The sequence below is a fragment of the Azospirillum himalayense genome (assembly GCF_042657465.1).
Lineage (GTDB): Bacteria > Pseudomonadota > Alphaproteobacteria > Azospirillales > Azospirillaceae > Azospirillum > Azospirillum himalayense.
In genome coordinates this window covers 202,509-218,782 of the sequence record NZ_JBHSLC010000023.1, presented here as the reverse complement: position 1 = coordinate 218,782, position 16,274 = coordinate 202,509, and the positions used below count along the sequence as shown (strand labels likewise).

Here is a 16,274-nt window from a genome sequence, read left to right as displayed (position 1 = left end):
CCAGTTCTCCCGACGACCGGCTACAGCCCCCGCACCGTCTGGAGTCCCCGCCGCACCTGCTCCGAATCGTAGGGCTTGCGCAGCACCAGCACGTCGCGGAACTCCTCCGGGAAGATCGCGGACTCGCCGTAGCCGGTGGCGAACAGGAAGGGGATGCCCAGCTCGCGCAGCCGCTCGGCCACCGGGAAGGAGGTCTCGGTTCCCAGGTTGACGTCGAGAAGCGCCATGCCCGGCGGGTCCTCGGCGATGGCGAGCAGCGCCTGACGGACGCTCGCCACCGTCTCCACCCGCTCGGCACCCAGCTTCAGCAGCATGTCCTCCGCGCTCATCGCGATGATCATGTTGTCTTCCAGAAGCAGCACCGTCCCGCCCAGCGGAATGTCCGCCGCCGCGCAGGGCGTCACCGCCGCTTCGATCACCGCCGGACGTTCCGGCGCCAGGCTGACATGGATGGCCGGTATGGTGAAGCGCGCCCTCAGCCCGGCCAGGGCGTAGGTCACCGTCGCCTCGCCCTTCAGCTCGTGCGGGACCGAACGCTCGATGATGGTGGTGCCGAAGCCCTGCCGCGTCGGCGCCTGCACGGGCGGCCCGCCGCTTTCCTCCCAGCAGAGTTCCAGGGCGTCCCGGTCGTCCAGGCTCCAACGGACCTTCACCCGGCCGCCGCTGTCGGCGAAGGCGCCGTATTTGGCGGCGTTGGTCACCAGCTCGTGCATGATCAGCGCCATCACGGACAGGGCCGGCGGCGACAGCAGCACCTCCGGCCCCGACAGGACCACCCGCTCCGCCCGGTTGCCCAGATAGGCGTCGACCTCCGCCGCGATCAGGGGGCGCAGGGGGGAGGGCTTCCAGTTCTCCGCGGTCAGTTGGTCGTGCGCCCGCGCCAGCGCCTGGATGCGCCCGCCGACGATCTCCGCGAATTCCTCGACGCGGGTGACCCCCGCCCGGCTCTGGGCCAGCAGCGCGCGGACGAGGCTGAGGATGTTGCGGACCCGGTGGTTCAGCTCGGCGATCAGCAGTTCCTGCCGCTCGCGGGCCGTCCGGCGTTCCTCCTCCGCCTGGTCGGCCAGCCGCAACACCACCTCCATCAGCGTGATCCGCAGGGAGTCGGCGATGCGCAGGTCGGCCTCCGTCCAGGGTTCGGACTGGCCGAGGACCGTCTCCTTCCACGCCTCGAAGCTCTTGCGCGGGGTCAGCCGCTGCCCGTTGGGGCCGGCTTCCACCGGCTTGTCCGGGTTGCCGGCCCAGGTGACGGTGCGGACCGACTCCTTGCGGAAGAAGATGATGTAGTCGCGCGGCTTGCGCGACACCGGGATGGCCAGCATGCCGGCGGCGCGCTCGGCGAAGTCCAGGCCGGGCTGGTGGACCTGCGCGATCTCGCTGGTGGCGAAGACGCGGCTGGCGTGCGCGCGGTTGAGCATGCGCACCAGCCCGAGCAGTTCCTCCGGCGTCGGGGTGCTGCCGTCCACAAGGGTCTGGCCGCCCAGCACGATGGCGAAGCCGTCGCTGCGGATGTAGTGGCCGACCTCGCCGCGCAACCGCTCCAGATTCTCCATGGAGGAGGCGCCGTCCGCCATCACCGCCATGATGCGGGTGTGGAGCAGATGCGCCTTGGCCTCGTAGGCCTCCTCGCGGTCGCGCTCGACACCCTCCAGAAGGAAGGAGAACATCTGGCCGTACAGCTCGGCCGCCGTACGCCGCTCGAGCGACAGCCGCCGCGGCACCATGTTGTGGCAGGCGAACAGGCCCCACAGCCTGCCGCGGCGCAGGATCGACACCGACAGCGACGCCGCGACGCCCATGTTGCGCAAATACTCGCAATGGATGGGCGACACGCTGCGCAGGACGCTCATCGACAGGTCGAGCGGTTCGCCCTCGGGTCCGACGGGCGGCAGGATGGCCGCGGGCGGGGCGTCCACGTCGTTGATGCAGCGCAGCCAGTTTCGCTCGTACAGCGCGCGGGCCTGCTTCGGAATGTCCGACGCCGGATAGCGCAGCCCCAGATAGGAGGGCATGCCGCGCACCGCGGATTCCGCGATCACCTCGCCCGCGCCGTCGCGGTCGAAGCGGTAGATCATCACCCGGTCGAAGCCGGTCAGCGACCGCAGCTGCCGCGCCGCCTCGCGGCAGCAGGAGTCGAAGTCGGCGGTGCGCTGAAGCCGTCCGATCATCGCGCGGACCATGGAGCCGACGTCCAGTTCGCCGTCCGGCTCGCTCGGCTCCGCCTCCACGATGATCGACTGGCCGGACAGATGGACCGCGATGTCCAGCGGCAGCGCGTTGGCCGACAGCTTCAGGCGGAAGGCGCGCTCCACCGACCCGTTGATGAGGGAAAGCTGGAGCCGCCCGCGGATGGCGTGCAGCGCCTCCTCGTCCATCACCTCGGTCAGGGGAAGCCCCAGCAGGGCGTCGGGCTCCACCCCCAGCCACGCCCCGATGTTGGACGAGGCGTGCTTGACGATCCAATCCGTCGACAGCGCGATCAGGAATCCGCTTGGTTGGATGGACCCGACGAGATGGATCGGCTCCCGGTCGCAATTGCTCAAGTCTACGCCACCGTTCATAGCCGCACCGCCCGCGTCATTCGGCCACCATCGTCATTGTTCCGGCGTTCCTCAAATTTGTCCCATGCATCCGAGTGGGCCGATGATTTGCCGATCCCTTGGCTTAATCCATGCCAACACACCGAAGCGGTCTTAAAGCACGTCGTGTCGGTAAAATAATCCAAAATCGAAGGGGGTCCAATACCATCCCCCTCGGCAAAAAGCCCTACACGCCGGCCAATCCATTGGGCGGGTGAGCCTGCGGCATTTTGGCCGAAGGGCCGCCCCGCCCCGCGAAACGGGCTTGCCTTTCAATCTGATATACTAGTATTTTATTTTGCGAAGGACAGACGCGCAGCCCGGCCGGCCCAAGCCCGCCCGTGCCGCGAGCGCATCCCCAAGAACCGCACCGACCGCCGCGCGCCGCATCCGTCACGCCGGCCCTGGCGCGGCGGTCTTACCGATGAACGCCCGCGCGCCGCGCCCGCCGTCCCCGCCCTCTTTTGCGGAGCCCGTTTCGATATGACCGCCCCCACCTCCCCGATCCGCCGCTTCCGGCAGACGAAGATCGTCGCCACGCTGGGTCCGTCCTCCTCCTCGCCGGAGATGATCCGCGCGCTGTTCGAGGCGGGCGTGGACGTCTTCCGCCTCAATTTCAGCCACGGCTCCCACGACGACCACGGCGCCCGCGTGCGCGCCATCCGCGCCCTGGAGCGCGAGTTGGAACGGCCCATCGCCATCATGGCCGACCTCCAGGGGCCGAAGTTGCGGCTCGGCCGCTTCGCCGACGGTTCGGTGGAACTGACGGTGGGCCAGCCCTTCCGCCTCGACCTCTCCACCGAGCCGGGCGACGCCACCCGCGTCGGCATGCCCCATCCGGAAATCTTCGCCGCCCTGCGCCCCGACACCGACCTGCTGCTGGACGACGGCAAGGTGCGGCTGCGCATCGTCGCTTGCAGCCCCGACCACGCCGACACCGTCGTCGTGGCCGGCACGAGGCTGTCCGACCGCAAGGGCGTGAACGTGCCCGACGTGCTGCTGCCGCTGTCGCCGCTGACCGCGAAGGACCGCGCCGACCTCGTCTTCGCGCTGGACCAGGAAGTGGACTGGGTGGCGCTGTCCTTCGTGCAGCGGCCGGAGGACGTGGCGGAGGCGCGCAAGCTGATCGCCGGGCGGGCCGCCCTGATGTCCAAGCTGGAGAAGCCGCTGGCCATCCAGCATCTGGAGCGCATCGTCGAACTCTCGGACGGCGTCATGGTCGCCCGCGGCGACCTCGGCGTGGAGATGCCGCCGGAGGACGTGCCGAGCATCCAGAAGCGGATCATCCGCGAGGCGCGCAAGGCCGGCAAGCCGGTGATCGTCGCCACCCAGATGCTGGAATCGATGATCGGCGCCCCGGCCCCGACCCGCGCCGAGGCGTCGGACGTCGCCACCGCCGTCTTCGACGGCGCCGACGCGGTGATGCTGTCGGCGGAGACCGCATCGGGTGCCTATCCGGTGGAGGCGGTGTCGATGATGGACCGAATCGCCCGCCGGGTCGAGCATGACGACCTCTACCGCACGATGATGGATGCCCAGCACGCCGACCCGCAGGAGACGGCCGCCGACGCCATCACCGCGGCGGCGCGGCAGGTCGCCCACACCATCCACGCGGCGGCGATCGTCACCTACACCACCAGCGGCTCCACCACGCTGCGCGCCGCCCGCGAACGGCCGGAGGTGCCGATCCTCTGCCTGACCGCGACCGTCGCCGCCTCGCGCCGTCTGGTGCTGGCCTACGGCGTGCACAGCGTGCTGACCGAGGACATCCAGAACTTCTCCGACATGGTGCACAAGGCGACCCGCATCGCCTACGCGCACGGTCTGGCGGAGGACGGGCAGCGGCTGGTCATCACCGCGGGCGTGCCCTTCGGCATGCCGGGCTCGACCAACATCCTGCGCATCGCCTGGGTGGAGCGCCCCGTCCTTCCGCCCATCCATTCGGGGGCCGGATACACGCAGTACGCGCAAGAATCGCGGTCAGATCAATTGACCCCGGTCATGGCCGACGCCGGGGCCTGACATAGGATGGCACACAGCGCCGGTGCCGCAATGAAGCGGACACCGGCGCCCATTCACGAGGTGCCTCATGCTCAGCCCGATTACCCCCCAACCCGCGCACGCCGCCGGGACGGGCGCATCGGTCCGCGGCTGGGTCCATTCGGTGGAGACGGGCGGCACGGTCGATGGGCCGGGTTTGCGCTACGTCCTGTTCCTGGCCGGATGCCCGCTGCGCTGCCAGTACTGCCACAACCCCGACACCCGCCACATGCACGAAGGGTCGCCGGCCCAGTCCTCCGACGTGCTGGCCGACATCGCCACCTACGCCGATTTCCTGCACCGCGCCCATGGCGGCCTGACCATCAGCGGCGGCGAGCCGCTGGTCCAGCCGGAATTCTGCGCGGCCATCTACCGCGGCGCCAAGCAGCTCGGCCTCCACACCGCGCTCGACACCTCGGGCTTCCTCGGCGGCCACGCCGACGACCATCTGTTGGCCGACGTCGATCTGGTGCTGCTGGACATCAAGGCGTTCAAGGAAGCCACCTACCGCGCCGTCACCGGCGTGCCGCTGCGCCCGACCCTGGAGTTCGCCGAGCGGCTGTCGGTGCTGCGCAAGCCGATCTGGCTGCGCTACGTGCTGGTTCCCGGCCTGACCGACCATCTCGACGAGATCGAGGGGTTGGCGGAATTCGCCGCCGGCCTGGAGGTGGTGGAGCGGGTGGACGTCCTGCCCTTCCACAAGATGGGCGAGTTCAAGTGGAAGCAGCTCGGCCTGCCCTACGCGCTGGCCACCACCGAACCTCCCCCGCCGGAGCTGACCGAGCGGGTGCGCGGCATCTTCCGGACGCAGGGCCTGAAGGCCGTGTGAGACGCCGTACGAGACGAGGAGCATCTTTATGGACACGCATTCCCTTCCGGAGGCTCCTGCGCATGCCTCCCCAGTCGCCTCCCCTGCCGCCCCGCCCGCGTCCTCCCTCGACGCGCTGATGCCCGACGCCATCGCGCTCGCGGCGGAGAATCTGGGCGTCAAGAAGGCCAACTACGACGGTGCGACGCTGTTCGCCCTGGCCGTCCTGGCCGGCGCCTTCATCGCGCTGGGCGGCCTGTTCGCCACCGTCGCCATGTCGGGGGCGGAGGGCATGCTGCCCTACGGGGTGACCCGGCTGCTCGGCGGGCTGGTCTTCTCGCTGGGGCTGATCCTGGTCATCGTCGGCGGCGCCCAGCTGTTCACGGGCGACGCGCTGATGGTCATGGCCTGGGCCAGCGGGCGGGTGAAGACCGGGCGGATGCTCCAGGTCTGGACGACGGTGTGGATCGGCAACTTCGTCGGCGCCGCCGGCACGGCGCTGCTGGTCTTCCTGTCCGGGCAGTACGCCTTCGGCCACGGGGCGGTGGGCGCCTCGGCGCTCTACTTCGCCACGGCCAAGGCCGGGCTGCCCGCCGGACAGGCCTTCTTCCTGGGCATCCTGTGCAACGTGCTGGTCTGTCTGGCGGTGTGGCTGGCGCTCGGCGCGCGCAGCGTGACCGACAAGATCATGGCGATCGTCTTCCCGGTCAGCGCCTTCGTCGCCGCAGGCTTCGAGCACTGCGTCGCCAACATGTATTTCGTGCCGCTGGGCCTGCTGATCGAATGGGGCGCCCCGGCCTCCTTCTGGGCCGACCTGGGCCGCGCCGCGCCGGTGATCCCGGTCGGGCAGTTCCTGCTGAACCTCGCCGCGGTGACGCTGGGCAACTGGTTCGGCGGCGCGGTGCTGGTCGGCGCCGTCTACTGGTTCATCTACCGCCGCCCGAGCCGCCGCACGGCGCATTGAGCGGCGTTGTTTGCCCCCACCCTAACCCTCCCCCGCTTCGCAGGGGAGGGGACTGCCGCCGCTTCGCGACAAACTCCCTCCCCTGCGTCAGCGGGGGAGGGTCGGGGTGGGGGCAAGGTCTCACCAACGAACCACCCCCGGGGCACCCATGGCCCAGCCCATCCCCACCCATCTCCAAGCGCGCAGCGGCATCGTCTCCATGCTGCTGGCGGTGTTCCTCTACGCGGTGCTGAACGCGCTGGCGAAGCATCTCGCTGCGGACTACCCGCTGGCCGAGGTGACCTTCTTCCGCAACGCCTTCGCCCTGCTGCCCGCCGCCGCCATGCTGGCCCGCGCCGGCGGCTGGCGCAGCCTGCGGACGGAGCATCTCGGCGGCCATTTCTGGCGGGCAGCGATCGGCCTGACCTCGATGGTGCTGCTGTTCCTGTCCTACCACCTGATGCCGATGGCCGACGCGGTGGCGCTGTCCTTCTCCGCCCCGCTGTTCCTGACCGCGCTGTCCGTGCCGGTGCTGGGGGAGCGGGTCGGCCCCTACCGCTGGGGGGCGGTGGCGGTGGGCTTCGCCGGGGTCCTGGTCATCGTGCAGCCGGGAAGCGGCATGCTGAACACCGGCGCGCTGGTCGGGCTGAGCGCCGCCGTCGCCTACGCCTTCGCCATGATGGCGATGCGGCAGCTGGGGCGGACGGAGGCGCCGGTCACCACCGTCTTCTACTTCACCGCCTTCTCCACGCTGCTCAGCGCCGTCGCCCTGCCCTTCGTCTGGACGATGCCGACGGCGGAGGGCTTCGCGCTGATGGCGGCGATGGGGCTGGTCGGCGGCGGCGCGCAGTATTTCGCCACCCGCGCCTACGCCCTGGCCCCGGCGGCGGTCATCAGCCCCTTCAACTACGCCGGAATCCTCTGGGCCTGCCTGTTCGGCTGGCTGTTCTGGGGCGACTGGCCGGGAACCCACGTGCTGGCCGGGGCCGCCATCGTCATCGCCAGCGGCCTGCTGATCCTGATCCGCGAGACGCGCCGCCGGGCCGGAACGGAGACGTGCGACACTTCGCCCGGGGTGTCCCACACTTTGCCACTCAGCACCGGGCGCAAACACTAATATATTAGCTTTTACACGTTCACCGGGGCGCCGGCCCACGCCCGCGCGACCCGCCCGTCTGACGAGGTGGCTCATGCCATCGGACACACTCACCGCCGCCCCGCCGCGGCAGCGCCGGCTCGCCACGGTCCGGCCCGCGCCGCGCTCCGCCTCTCCCATCTACCGCGACCTGCGGAACGACATTCTGGGGATGCGCCGACGACCCGGCGAACCCATCGCCGAGGCCCGCATCGCCGCGGCCTACGGCGTCAGCCGCACCCCCGTGCACGAGGCGGTGCTGCGGCTGGCCGACGAGGGGCTGATCGACGTCTTCCCGCAGTCGGGCACCTATGTGTCCCTGATCCCGGTCGCCGCCCTGCCCGAGGCCGGGGTGATCCGCAAGGCGCTGGAGGAGGCTACCGTGCGGATGGCCGCCATCCGCGCCACCCCCGGCGACATCGCGCAGCTGCGCGCGGCGCTGGAGGAGCAACGCGACCTCTGCGCCGCCTGCGACCGCGACGGCTTCCACGAGGCCGACGAGAGCTTCCACGCCCTGCTCGCCGACATTGCCGGATTCCCCGGCTTCTGGGCGCTGGTGGAACAGGTGAAGGTGCAGGTCGACCGCTGCCGGCGCCTGACCCTGCCCGTCCCCGGCCAGATGGCGAAAGTGATCGCCGAGCACGACGCCATCGTGGAGGCCATTGCCGCCCACGACCGCGAAGCCAGCGTCGAGGCGCTCGGTGCCCATCTCGACGGATTGCGCTTGGCCATCGACGATTTGCGCGCCGCCGCACCGCTTTATTTCACCGACGCGCCCACCGCCGCGGGACGTCAAACCCCGCCCCGGCTTTAGTCCCCAACCTTTAGTCCCCACCGGGCTTGCGACATTTTGGCGTCACGCTTTCCGGCCTCCGTTTTGTGCTTGCCTCGAAAGCTGATATATTAATATAACTAGCGCAGCGGGATGTGGCATGGACGTGAACAACCGACGCCGCCCGCTCACCGGACAACACCAGGGCAGCCGCGCGGAAGAACGCCGCGGGCGCTTCGGAACAAAGGACAAGAACCGCCCAGCTTCACCCCCGTCGGCACGCGCCGATGGCGCCGGGATTTTGCGCCCTCATCCCCTTCGGGATTATTTTTTGCCCCCGCCTTCGCAGCGCTGTTATTCGAAGCGCGCAGCCGAACAGCCGGGGCTTCTTCCGAACGCTGGACCTATTCGTTTGTCCATTTTCGGCGGGCCGACACCCCGCCTCCGCTCCAACAGGCACTTCTCCTAAGGCAGGAGTACGGTCCATGAAGAACACTTTCCGCCGCCTCGGCATGGCGCTGCTGGCCGCCTGCGCCGCGGGCGCGCTGCTCGCCGCCCCGGTCTCGGCCCGCGACTTCCGGTCGGCCGACATCCACCCCGGCGACTACCCGACCGTCGAGGCGGTCAAATACATGGGCAAGCTGCTGAGCGAACGCAGCAACGGCAAGCTCGGCGTGAAGGTCTACCCGAACGGCGCGCTGGGCAACGAGCGCGACACGATCGAGCAGATCAAGATCGGCGGCCTCGACATGATGCGCATCAACGTCGCGCCGCTGAACAACGTGGTGCCGGAGACGATGGTCGTCGCCCTGCCCTTCATCTTCCGCGACACCGACCACATGCACGCCGTTCTGGACGGCCCGATCGGCGACGAGATCCTCGCCGCCATGGAAAGCCAGGGGCTGGTCGGTCTGGCCTTCTACGACAGCGGCTCGCGCTCGCTCTATTCCAAGAAGCCGGTGTCGTCGCTGGCCGACCTGAAGGGCATGAAGATCCGCGTCCAGCAGTCGGACCTGTTCGTGTCGATGATCGAGGCGCTGGGCGCCAACCCGACGCCGATGCCGATGGGCGAGGTCTACACCGGCCTGAAGACCGGCATCGTCGACGCGGCGGAGAACAACTACCCGTCCTATGAATCCTCGCGCCACTTCGAGGCCGCCAAGTACTTCACCCGCACCGAGCACGCGATGGCGCCGGAGGTGCTGGTTTTCTCCAAGGTCACCTGGGATCGCCTGTCGAAGGACGACCAGGCCGCCATCCGCAAGGCCGCCAAGGACTCCGTCCCCTACATGCGCAAGCTGTGGACGGAGCGTGAGGAGGCCTCCCGCGCCATCGTCGAGAAGGCCGGTTCCCAGATCAGCGACGTGAAGAACAAGCAGGAATTCATCGATGCGATGAAGCCCGTCTTCGCCAAGTTCGCGAACACACCGAAGCTGCAGGGCCTCGTCCAACGCATCCAGGACACGAAGTAAGGCACGCGGTCGCGACGCCGGCCAAGTCCGGCCGGCGCCGCACCCCCGCGGGAAGGACGGCATCATGAGCATCGAACTTGAATTGGAAGAGGTCCGCCCCCTCGCCGCCCCGCGCTTGTTGACGCGGGTGAACGCGCGGCTGGCGCGGTCGGGGATGTGCGTGGCGATGGTCGGCCTGATGGCCATCGTCGGTGTGGTGTTCTATCAGGTCTTCGGCCGCTACGTGCTGAACGACTCGCCGACCTGGGCGGAAAGCCTGGCCATCGTGCTGGTCCTCTACGTCACCCTCATCGGCGCCGCCGTCGGGGTCCGCGACGCCGGACACATCGGCCTGGAATCCTTCCTCGTCATGCTGCCCGACGCCATCCGCCGCAAGGTCGAGATCGTCATCTACGCCCTCGTCGGCGTCTTCGGCGCCTGCATGGCCTACAACGGCTGGGTCCTCGGCAATTCCGTCGCCGCCTACTACATCCCCAACCTGCACGTCTCCGAAGCCGTCCGCTACATCCCGCTCGTGCTCTCCGGCGTCCTGATCGTGCTCTTCGCCATCGAACACGTCGTCGCCATCATCCGCGGCGAGGAGGTCGCACCATCATGGAACTGACCATCCTTTCCATCAGCTTCTTCGGCTTCCTCGTCCTCGGCATCCCGGTCGCCTTCGCCATCGGCCTGTCGGCGCTCTGCACCATCCTCTACGAGGGCCTCCCCGTCGCCGTCATCTTCCAGCAGATGATGTCCGGCATGAACGTCTTCTCCTTCCTCGCCATCCCCTTCTTCGTCTTCTCCGGCGAGTTGATGCTCCACGGCGGCGTCGCCGACAAGATCGTCGCCACCGCCAAGAACATGGTCGGCCACATCCGCGGCGGCCTCGGCATGTCCAACGTCGTCGCCTGCACGCTGTTCGGCGGCGTCGCCGGCTCCCCCGTCGCCGACGTCTCGGCCATGGGTGCGGTGATGATCCCGATGATGAAGCGCGAGGGCTACCACGCCGACTACGCCGTCAACGTCACCACCCACGCCGCCCTGGTCGGCGCGCTGATGCCGACCAGCCACAACATGATCATCTACGCGCTGGCCGCCGGCGGCAAAGCCTCCATCGGCGCGCTGATCGCCGCGGGCATCGTCCCCGCCCTGCTGCTGATGGTCTGCAACCTGGGGGCCGCCTACTACGTCGCGGTCAAGCGCGGCTACCCCGCCGGCACCTTCCCCGGCTGGTCCATCCTGGGCCGCTCCTTCGCCGCCGCGGCCCCCGGCCTGCTCATCGTCGTGATCATCCTGGCCGGCATCACCTCGGGTGTCTTCACCGCCACCGAGTCCGCCTCCATCGCGGTGATCTACGCGCTGCTGCTCACCACCTTCGTCTACCGCACGCTGACCTGGGACCACTTCCTGGCCGCCGCCGCCAAGACGGTCAAGACCACCGGCGTGGTCCTGCTGCTGATCGGCGTCTCGACGATGTTCCAGTACATCATGGGCCTCTATCAGGTGGCCGAGATCACCGGCGAGCTGATGGCCGGCATCTCGACCAACCCGCTGGTCATCTTCCTGCTGATCAACATCATCCTGTTCCTGCTCGGCACCTTCATGGACATGGCGAGCACGATCCTGATCTGCACGCCGATCTTCCTGCCCATCGCCATGCAGTACGGCATGGACCCGGTGCAGTTCGGCATCGTCATGCTGATCAACTGCGCGCTCGGCCTCAACACGCCGCCGGTCGGCACCACCCAGTTCATCGGCTGCGCCATCGGCGAGGTGTCGGTCGGCCAGGTCATGCGCTCCATCACCCCCTTCTACGGCGCCCTCTTCGTCACCCTCCTCCTCGTCACCTACGTTCCCACCTTCTCCCTCTGGCTCCCGCACATGCTCATGCGCTGACCGGGCGCCGCAACCGCACACACAGGACATCGCGGGGCGCTCCGATCACCGGGCGCCCCGCTGCAATGGAGACGAATCATGATGACCGCCGAACTCTGGCCGCAACTCGTCGCTTTCGGGCAGGTGGTCGCCATCGACCTCGTTCTGGCCGGCGACAACGCCATCGTGGTCGGCATGGCCGCCGCCGCCGTCCCCGCGGAGCAGCGGCGCCGGGTCATCCTGTGGGGCATCAGCGCCGCCATCGTGCTGCGCATCATCTTCGCGCTGATGACCACGCAGCTTCTTGCCATCATCGGGCTGACGCTGGCCGGCGGCGTGCTCCTGCTCTGGGTCTGCTGGAAGATGTTCCGCGAGCTGCGCTCCGGCGGGGCTGACGAAGTGACGCCCGACGAGGCACTGGATGCCCCCGACGTCCTGCCCGGAACGGCCTCCATCGCCAACAACACGGCCGTCGCCGCCGCGGGCGCCGCGACCGTCGGCGCCGCCGTCTGGCAGATCGTGGTGGCCGACGTGTCGATGTCGCTTGACAATGTGCTGGCGGTGGCCGGTGCTGCCAAGGAGCATCCGACCGTGCTCGTGCTCGGCCTGCTGCTCTCGGTGGCGTTGATGGGCGCCGCCGCGAACGTAATTGCACGTGTTCTGCACAAACATCGCTGGATTGGTTGGATCGGTCTTGCGATCATCACTTATGTTGCGCTCGACATGGTCTGGCGGGGCTCGAACGAGGTTCTGGCCCACACGGCCTGGCTCGGCTGACGGGAAGACAGGGATAAGGCCTGCCGCGGACGGCGTGCGGCGGCGCCAACGAGAAGCAAGACCGCCGTTGGGGAAGAGATGACATGTCCAAACCGTTAGAAATTGCCCAGGATAAGGCGGTGCGCCCAAGCCGGCTGGGGGGCGTTCAGGGGCGCCTGTTCACCGGTGTCGGCGCCGTGGTGTGCTGCACGCTCGTCGCCATCGGGGTGGCGCTGACCGGATACGCCGGCTTCGGCCGGACGCTGCAGGTCATCACCGCGGAGGCCGTGCCGTCCGCGCTTGGCGCTCTGCGGGCGGCCCAGCACGCGGGCCGCATCGACGCGCTGGCCCCGGCCTTCCGCTCCGTCACCAGCAAGGAGGAGAAGGCGGACCTGGCGGCGCGCATCGCCATGGAACGGCACGACTTCGAACGCGAATTGCGCGATCTGGCCGACCTGGAGCAGAACAGCGCCAACGCCGCGTCCCACGCCGGTCGTCCGTCCGAAACCGCCGCCGCCAGCAGCGCCGCCCAGGCCCTGCTCGCCAACGTCACGCTGCTCGACCAAGCCGCGGACAAGCGGATCGGGCTGAGCGACCGCCGCTCCGAACTCCTGGAGCAGGTGGTCACCGCCACGCGGCGCCTGTCGCAACTCGTGGCGCCCTGGAAATCGATCCACGGCAGCGGAGTGGACATGCAGCGCGCCGCCTTCCGGGATGACACCCGCCCGGCGGAGGAGCGGCTGAAGGCCGGCGAGGAGTATCTCCAGACCGAGGAGCAGCTCGCCATCGTCCGCGGCATCGACGACGGCGCCACCACCGTCCGCGGCCTGCTGACCGAAGCCGCCGCCAGCTTCGATGAAAACCGCCTGTCGATCATCGAGGCGCAGACGCGCATCCTCGTAACCACGATGGCCGCCAACTCCGGACAGCTGCCCGAGGCCTCGCGGGAGGCGATGGCCGAACCGCTGAAGGCGATCGAAACCCTTTCGATCGAGCCGAACGGGCTGATTCCCACCCGTCTGGCCGAGCTGGAGATCCTGAAGGCGCAGCGGGACCTGCTGACCAACAATCTGAGCCTGTCCGAAACGCTGTCCATGGCGGTCGTGAACCTCGTGCACACGCAGGAGGGCGCCATCACCACCGCCGCCGAGGACAGCGAGAAGGCCCTGTCCAACGGCACGATCCTTCAGATCGGGGTCGGCGTGGTGAGCCTGCTGCTGTCGGCGCTGGTCGTCCTGGTCTTCGTGCGCCGCATGGTGGTGCGCCGCCTGCTCACCCTTCAGGGCGGGATGGAGCGCATCGCCGCCGGCGACCTCGACGTGACGGTTCCCGCCGGCGGCCGCGACGAAATCTCCGCCATGGCCCGCACGGTGGAGGTCTTCCGCGAGAACGCCCTCGCCAAGCGCCGGCTGGAGGCCGAGCAGATCGAATCCGCCCGCCGCGCCGAGGAGGACCGCAAGCGCTCCCTGGAGGAGATCGCCAGCAGCTTCGAGGGGGCCGTCGGCAGCGTGGTCAGCCGCTTCGTGGCGGAATCCACCGAGATGGAGGAAAGCGCCCGCAGCATGTCGGCCACGGCGGAGGAGACCAACCGCCTCGCCACCAGCGTCGCCGCCGCGACCGAGCAGACCTCGGCCAACGTGGAGACGGTCGCCGCCGCGTCGGAGCAGCTCACCAGCTCCATCGAGGAGATCACCCGCCAGATCACCGAGTCCACCAACATCGTCCGCGAGGCGATGACTCTGGCCGAGCGCGCCAACGGGCAGATCGGCGGCTTGGCGGACTCCGTGCAGAGCATCGGGCGCGTCGTCGATCTCATCAACGACATCGCCAGCCAGACCAACCTGCTGGCGCTCAACGCCACCATCGAGGCGGCCCGCGCCGGGGAAGCCGGCAAGGGCTTCGCCGTCGTCGCCAACGAGGTGAAGGCGCTGGCCGCCCAGACCGCCCGAGCCACCGGCGAGATCGCCGCCCAGGCCGCGGGCATCCAGAGCGCGACCGGCGAGGCCGTGCACGAGATCCAGGCGGTCGTCCAAGTGGTCACCCGCGTCGGCACCATCGGCGCCACCGTTGCCGCGGCGGTGGAGCAGCAGAGCGCTGCCACCAAGGAGATCGCCCGCAACGTCCATCAGGCGGCGCTGGGCACCACCGAGGTGACGCAGACCATCGCCGGGGTCAACGCCGCCGCCGACCGCAGCGGCACCGCCGCCCGCACCCTCCTCGACAAGGCCCACGACCTCGCCGACGGCGCCAACGCGCTCAACCGCGAGCTGTCCGGCTTCCTCCAGCGCGTCCGCGCGAGCTGACGGGAATGCCCTTCCCCGCGGCGGTGCGCGGGGAAGGGCGCTTCTCCCTTACTCCGAGATCACGATCTGGCGTTCGCGCCCGCCCTTGCCGATGATCTTCAGCACGCGGCGGCCACGCTCGTCGCGGCTGGATTCATCCAGGACGACCCGCCCCAGCGCGGCGAGCAGGTGCAGAAGCTCACTGTTCGAGGCCACCCCGAAGCCTTTGCGAAGCTCCGCCAGCAGGACCTCGGTCTCATCGCGCGTCGTCACGGGCCCTGCCCTCCGGCTTTTGATTGCGGGCTCCAGCCTGCCGCAGGACGGCCGCCGCTGTCGAGTGCCCTGAAAGCGCAAGGCAACGGCTTGACAGGCGGCTTGACAGGCGGCTTGCCAGCGCGCCCTTCGGCCACTACGGTCACTGCCCGTATCGTCACCCCCGCGCCCGACAGCGCCGGCGGACCAGTCAGGAGAGGCAGCATGGCAAAGACAGGCAACGGGCGGAACGGCGCGGGCAAGCCGGCCTCCGGAACCTTCACAGGCACGCCGGCGGAGCGCCTGGTCCGCTATTGGCGCAACAGCGACCGCCGCTTCGACGAACTGCTCGACGAGACGCTGGACGCCGGCCGTCAGGCGGTGCTGGAAGCCGCGCTGGACAAGCTGCGCGAGGAGGAGCAACCGGAATTCCTCGACGAGGTGGAGACCATCGCCGAATCCGTCCGCCGCACCGATGCCCAGGGCGACGACATGATCGCCACCCTCTTCTGGCTGGCGGTGGAGGTCTCCGGCGATCTGTCGCAGCCGCCCGCCGTGGAAACCATCGAAGAGGCGCTGGATTCCACCGGTCTGCTGGAGACCGCCGCCGACACGCGCCTGCTGCCGGTCTGGCTGGAGCCGGAAGCGCTGGTCTATCTGGAGGCCGCCGACCGCCGCACCCTGCTGCTGCGCATGCTGGACTCGACCGACGCGGCGCTGCGCTTCGTCCGCGAGGCCGACCTGCTGGCCGATCCGGCGGACGCCGGCACCCGGCTGGTCGGCGTCGTCGGCCTGATCGAGGAGGAGGCGGAAGCCGTCGAGGCCGCCGGCGAGGACGCGGTTCCCGATTTCCTGGGGCTGGCCCGCGTCGGCGAGGACGGCGAACCCGAACTCGACCCCGCGGAGGAGACCCGCATCCGCGAGGCGCTGGCCCGCTTCACGGCGGCCATCCAGGGCGCCGACCCGCGCGTCCAGCGCTGCGAGCCGGCCGGCGGGCTGAACGACCTGCTGGACCTGATCGCCGAGGCCGATTGGACCGACGGCGGGGAACTGGCGGAACTCGCCTCCTTCATCGACGTGGCGAGCGACGAGACGGCGGACGCCGTGGTGGACGCAGTGGTCACCAGCACCGCACACGGGCTGTTCGTCCGCGCCTTCAACGCCGACGGGCGTCTGCTGGACGAGCGGGCCTTCACGCTGCAGGGCGACGAGGCCGCCCAGGCCGTCTCCCTTCTCCAGCAGCGCTGCCGGACCGTCACCAAGGAGTAAAAAGAGGTGGTTCCCGGGCGTCTTGTGGCGGGACGCCCCTTCGCCACCCTGTTGTTCGGCGCGGAAATCGGGTACACCCCTATTGGCAAGCCGGTTTCCTGTCCCCACC

Annotated in this window: 13 protein-coding genes; 11 read left to right on the top strand and 2 right to left on the bottom strand. The window is 69.2% G+C overall.

Annotated elements, in window-relative coordinates; genetic code table 11:
• Positions 1 to 20: 20 nt before the first annotated feature.
• Entirely contained in the window at positions 21 to 2,543 is a 2,523-nt protein-coding gene (locus tag ACFPMG_RS15110) for an HWE histidine kinase domain-containing protein (protein WP_376995919.1), read from the bottom strand.
• Between the two features lie 519 nt (positions 2,544 to 3,062).
• Between ACFPMG_RS15110 and pyk the strand changes: the two genes are divergently transcribed.
• The 10 genes from pyk to ACFPMG_RS15060 all read left to right on the top strand — a co-directional run bounded on the left by pyk (position 3,063) and on the right by ACFPMG_RS15060 (position 14,665).
• Positions 3,063 to 4,601: a pyruvate kinase gene (gene pyk / locus ACFPMG_RS15105; protein WP_376995918.1), complete on the top strand. Its 1,539-nt coding sequence runs from the start codon at positions 3,063 to 3,065 to the stop codon at positions 4,599 to 4,601.
• A 67-nt stretch (positions 4,602 to 4,668) separates the two neighbouring features.
• Positions 4,669 to 5,448 (top strand): pyruvate formate-lyase-activating protein, encoded by a 780-nt coding sequence (gene pflA, locus ACFPMG_RS15100; protein ID WP_376995916.1) that lies wholly within the window; start codon positions 4,669 to 4,671, stop codon positions 5,446 to 5,448.
• A 28-nt stretch (positions 5,449 to 5,476) separates the two neighbouring features.
• Entirely contained in the window at positions 5,477 to 6,391 is a 915-nt protein-coding gene (locus tag ACFPMG_RS15095) for a formate/nitrite transporter family protein (RefSeq protein WP_376995915.1), read from the top strand.
• A gap of 148 nt (positions 6,392 to 6,539) precedes the next feature.
• Positions 6,540 to 7,487, top strand: coding sequence for a DMT family transporter (locus ACFPMG_RS15090; RefSeq protein WP_376995914.1), 948 nt, complete (start codon positions 6,540 to 6,542; stop codon positions 7,485 to 7,487).
• A gap of 73 nt (positions 7,488 to 7,560) precedes the next feature.
• Complete coding sequence (locus tag ACFPMG_RS15085; RefSeq protein WP_376995912.1) at positions 7,561 to 8,319, top strand: GntR family transcriptional regulator; 759 nt, start codon at positions 7,561 to 7,563, stop codon at positions 8,317 to 8,319.
• 443 nt (positions 8,320 to 8,762) lie between these two features.
• A complete protein-coding gene (locus ACFPMG_RS15080) occupies positions 8,763 to 9,749 on the top strand; it encodes a TRAP transporter substrate-binding protein (protein ID WP_376995911.1) in 987 nt (328 codons plus the stop codon).
• A gap of 64 nt (positions 9,750 to 9,813) precedes the next feature.
• On the top strand, positions 9,814 to 10,353 hold the full coding sequence (locus tag ACFPMG_RS15075; RefSeq protein ID WP_376995910.1) for a TRAP transporter small permease: 540 nt from the start codon (positions 9,814 to 9,816) through the stop codon (positions 10,351 to 10,353).
• The gene (locus ACFPMG_RS15070; protein ID WP_137118266.1) at positions 10,344 to 11,627 is read left to right on the top strand and encodes a TRAP transporter large permease; all 1,284 of its coding nucleotides are present in this window, start codon (positions 10,344 to 10,346) and stop codon (positions 11,625 to 11,627) included. Before ACFPMG_RS15075 ends, ACFPMG_RS15070 begins: the two co-directional genes overlap by 10 nt.
• A gap of 78 nt (positions 11,628 to 11,705) precedes the next feature.
• Positions 11,706 to 12,383 (top strand): YjbE family putative metal transport protein, encoded by a 678-nt coding sequence (locus ACFPMG_RS15065; RefSeq protein ID WP_376995909.1) that lies wholly within the window; start codon positions 11,706 to 11,708, stop codon positions 12,381 to 12,383.
• 83 nt (positions 12,384 to 12,466) lie between these two features.
• Positions 12,467 to 14,665, top strand: a complete 2,199-nt coding sequence (locus tag ACFPMG_RS15060) for a methyl-accepting chemotaxis protein (RefSeq protein ID WP_376995908.1) — start codon at positions 12,467 to 12,469, stop codon at positions 14,663 to 14,665.
• A gap of 48 nt (positions 14,666 to 14,713) precedes the next feature.
• Here the strand turns inward: ACFPMG_RS15060 and ACFPMG_RS15055 are convergent, their stop codons facing one another.
• Complete coding sequence (locus ACFPMG_RS15055; RefSeq protein WP_376995907.1) at positions 14,714 to 14,917, bottom strand: hypothetical protein; 204 nt, start codon at positions 14,915 to 14,917, stop codon at positions 14,714 to 14,716.
• 204 nt (positions 14,918 to 15,121) lie between these two features.
• Between ACFPMG_RS15055 and ACFPMG_RS15050 the strand changes: the two genes are divergently transcribed.
• Complete coding sequence (locus ACFPMG_RS15050) at positions 15,122 to 16,165, top strand: hypothetical protein (RefSeq protein WP_376995906.1); 1,044 nt, start codon at positions 15,122 to 15,124, stop codon at positions 16,163 to 16,165.
• Positions 16,166 to 16,274: the final 109 nt, after the last annotated feature.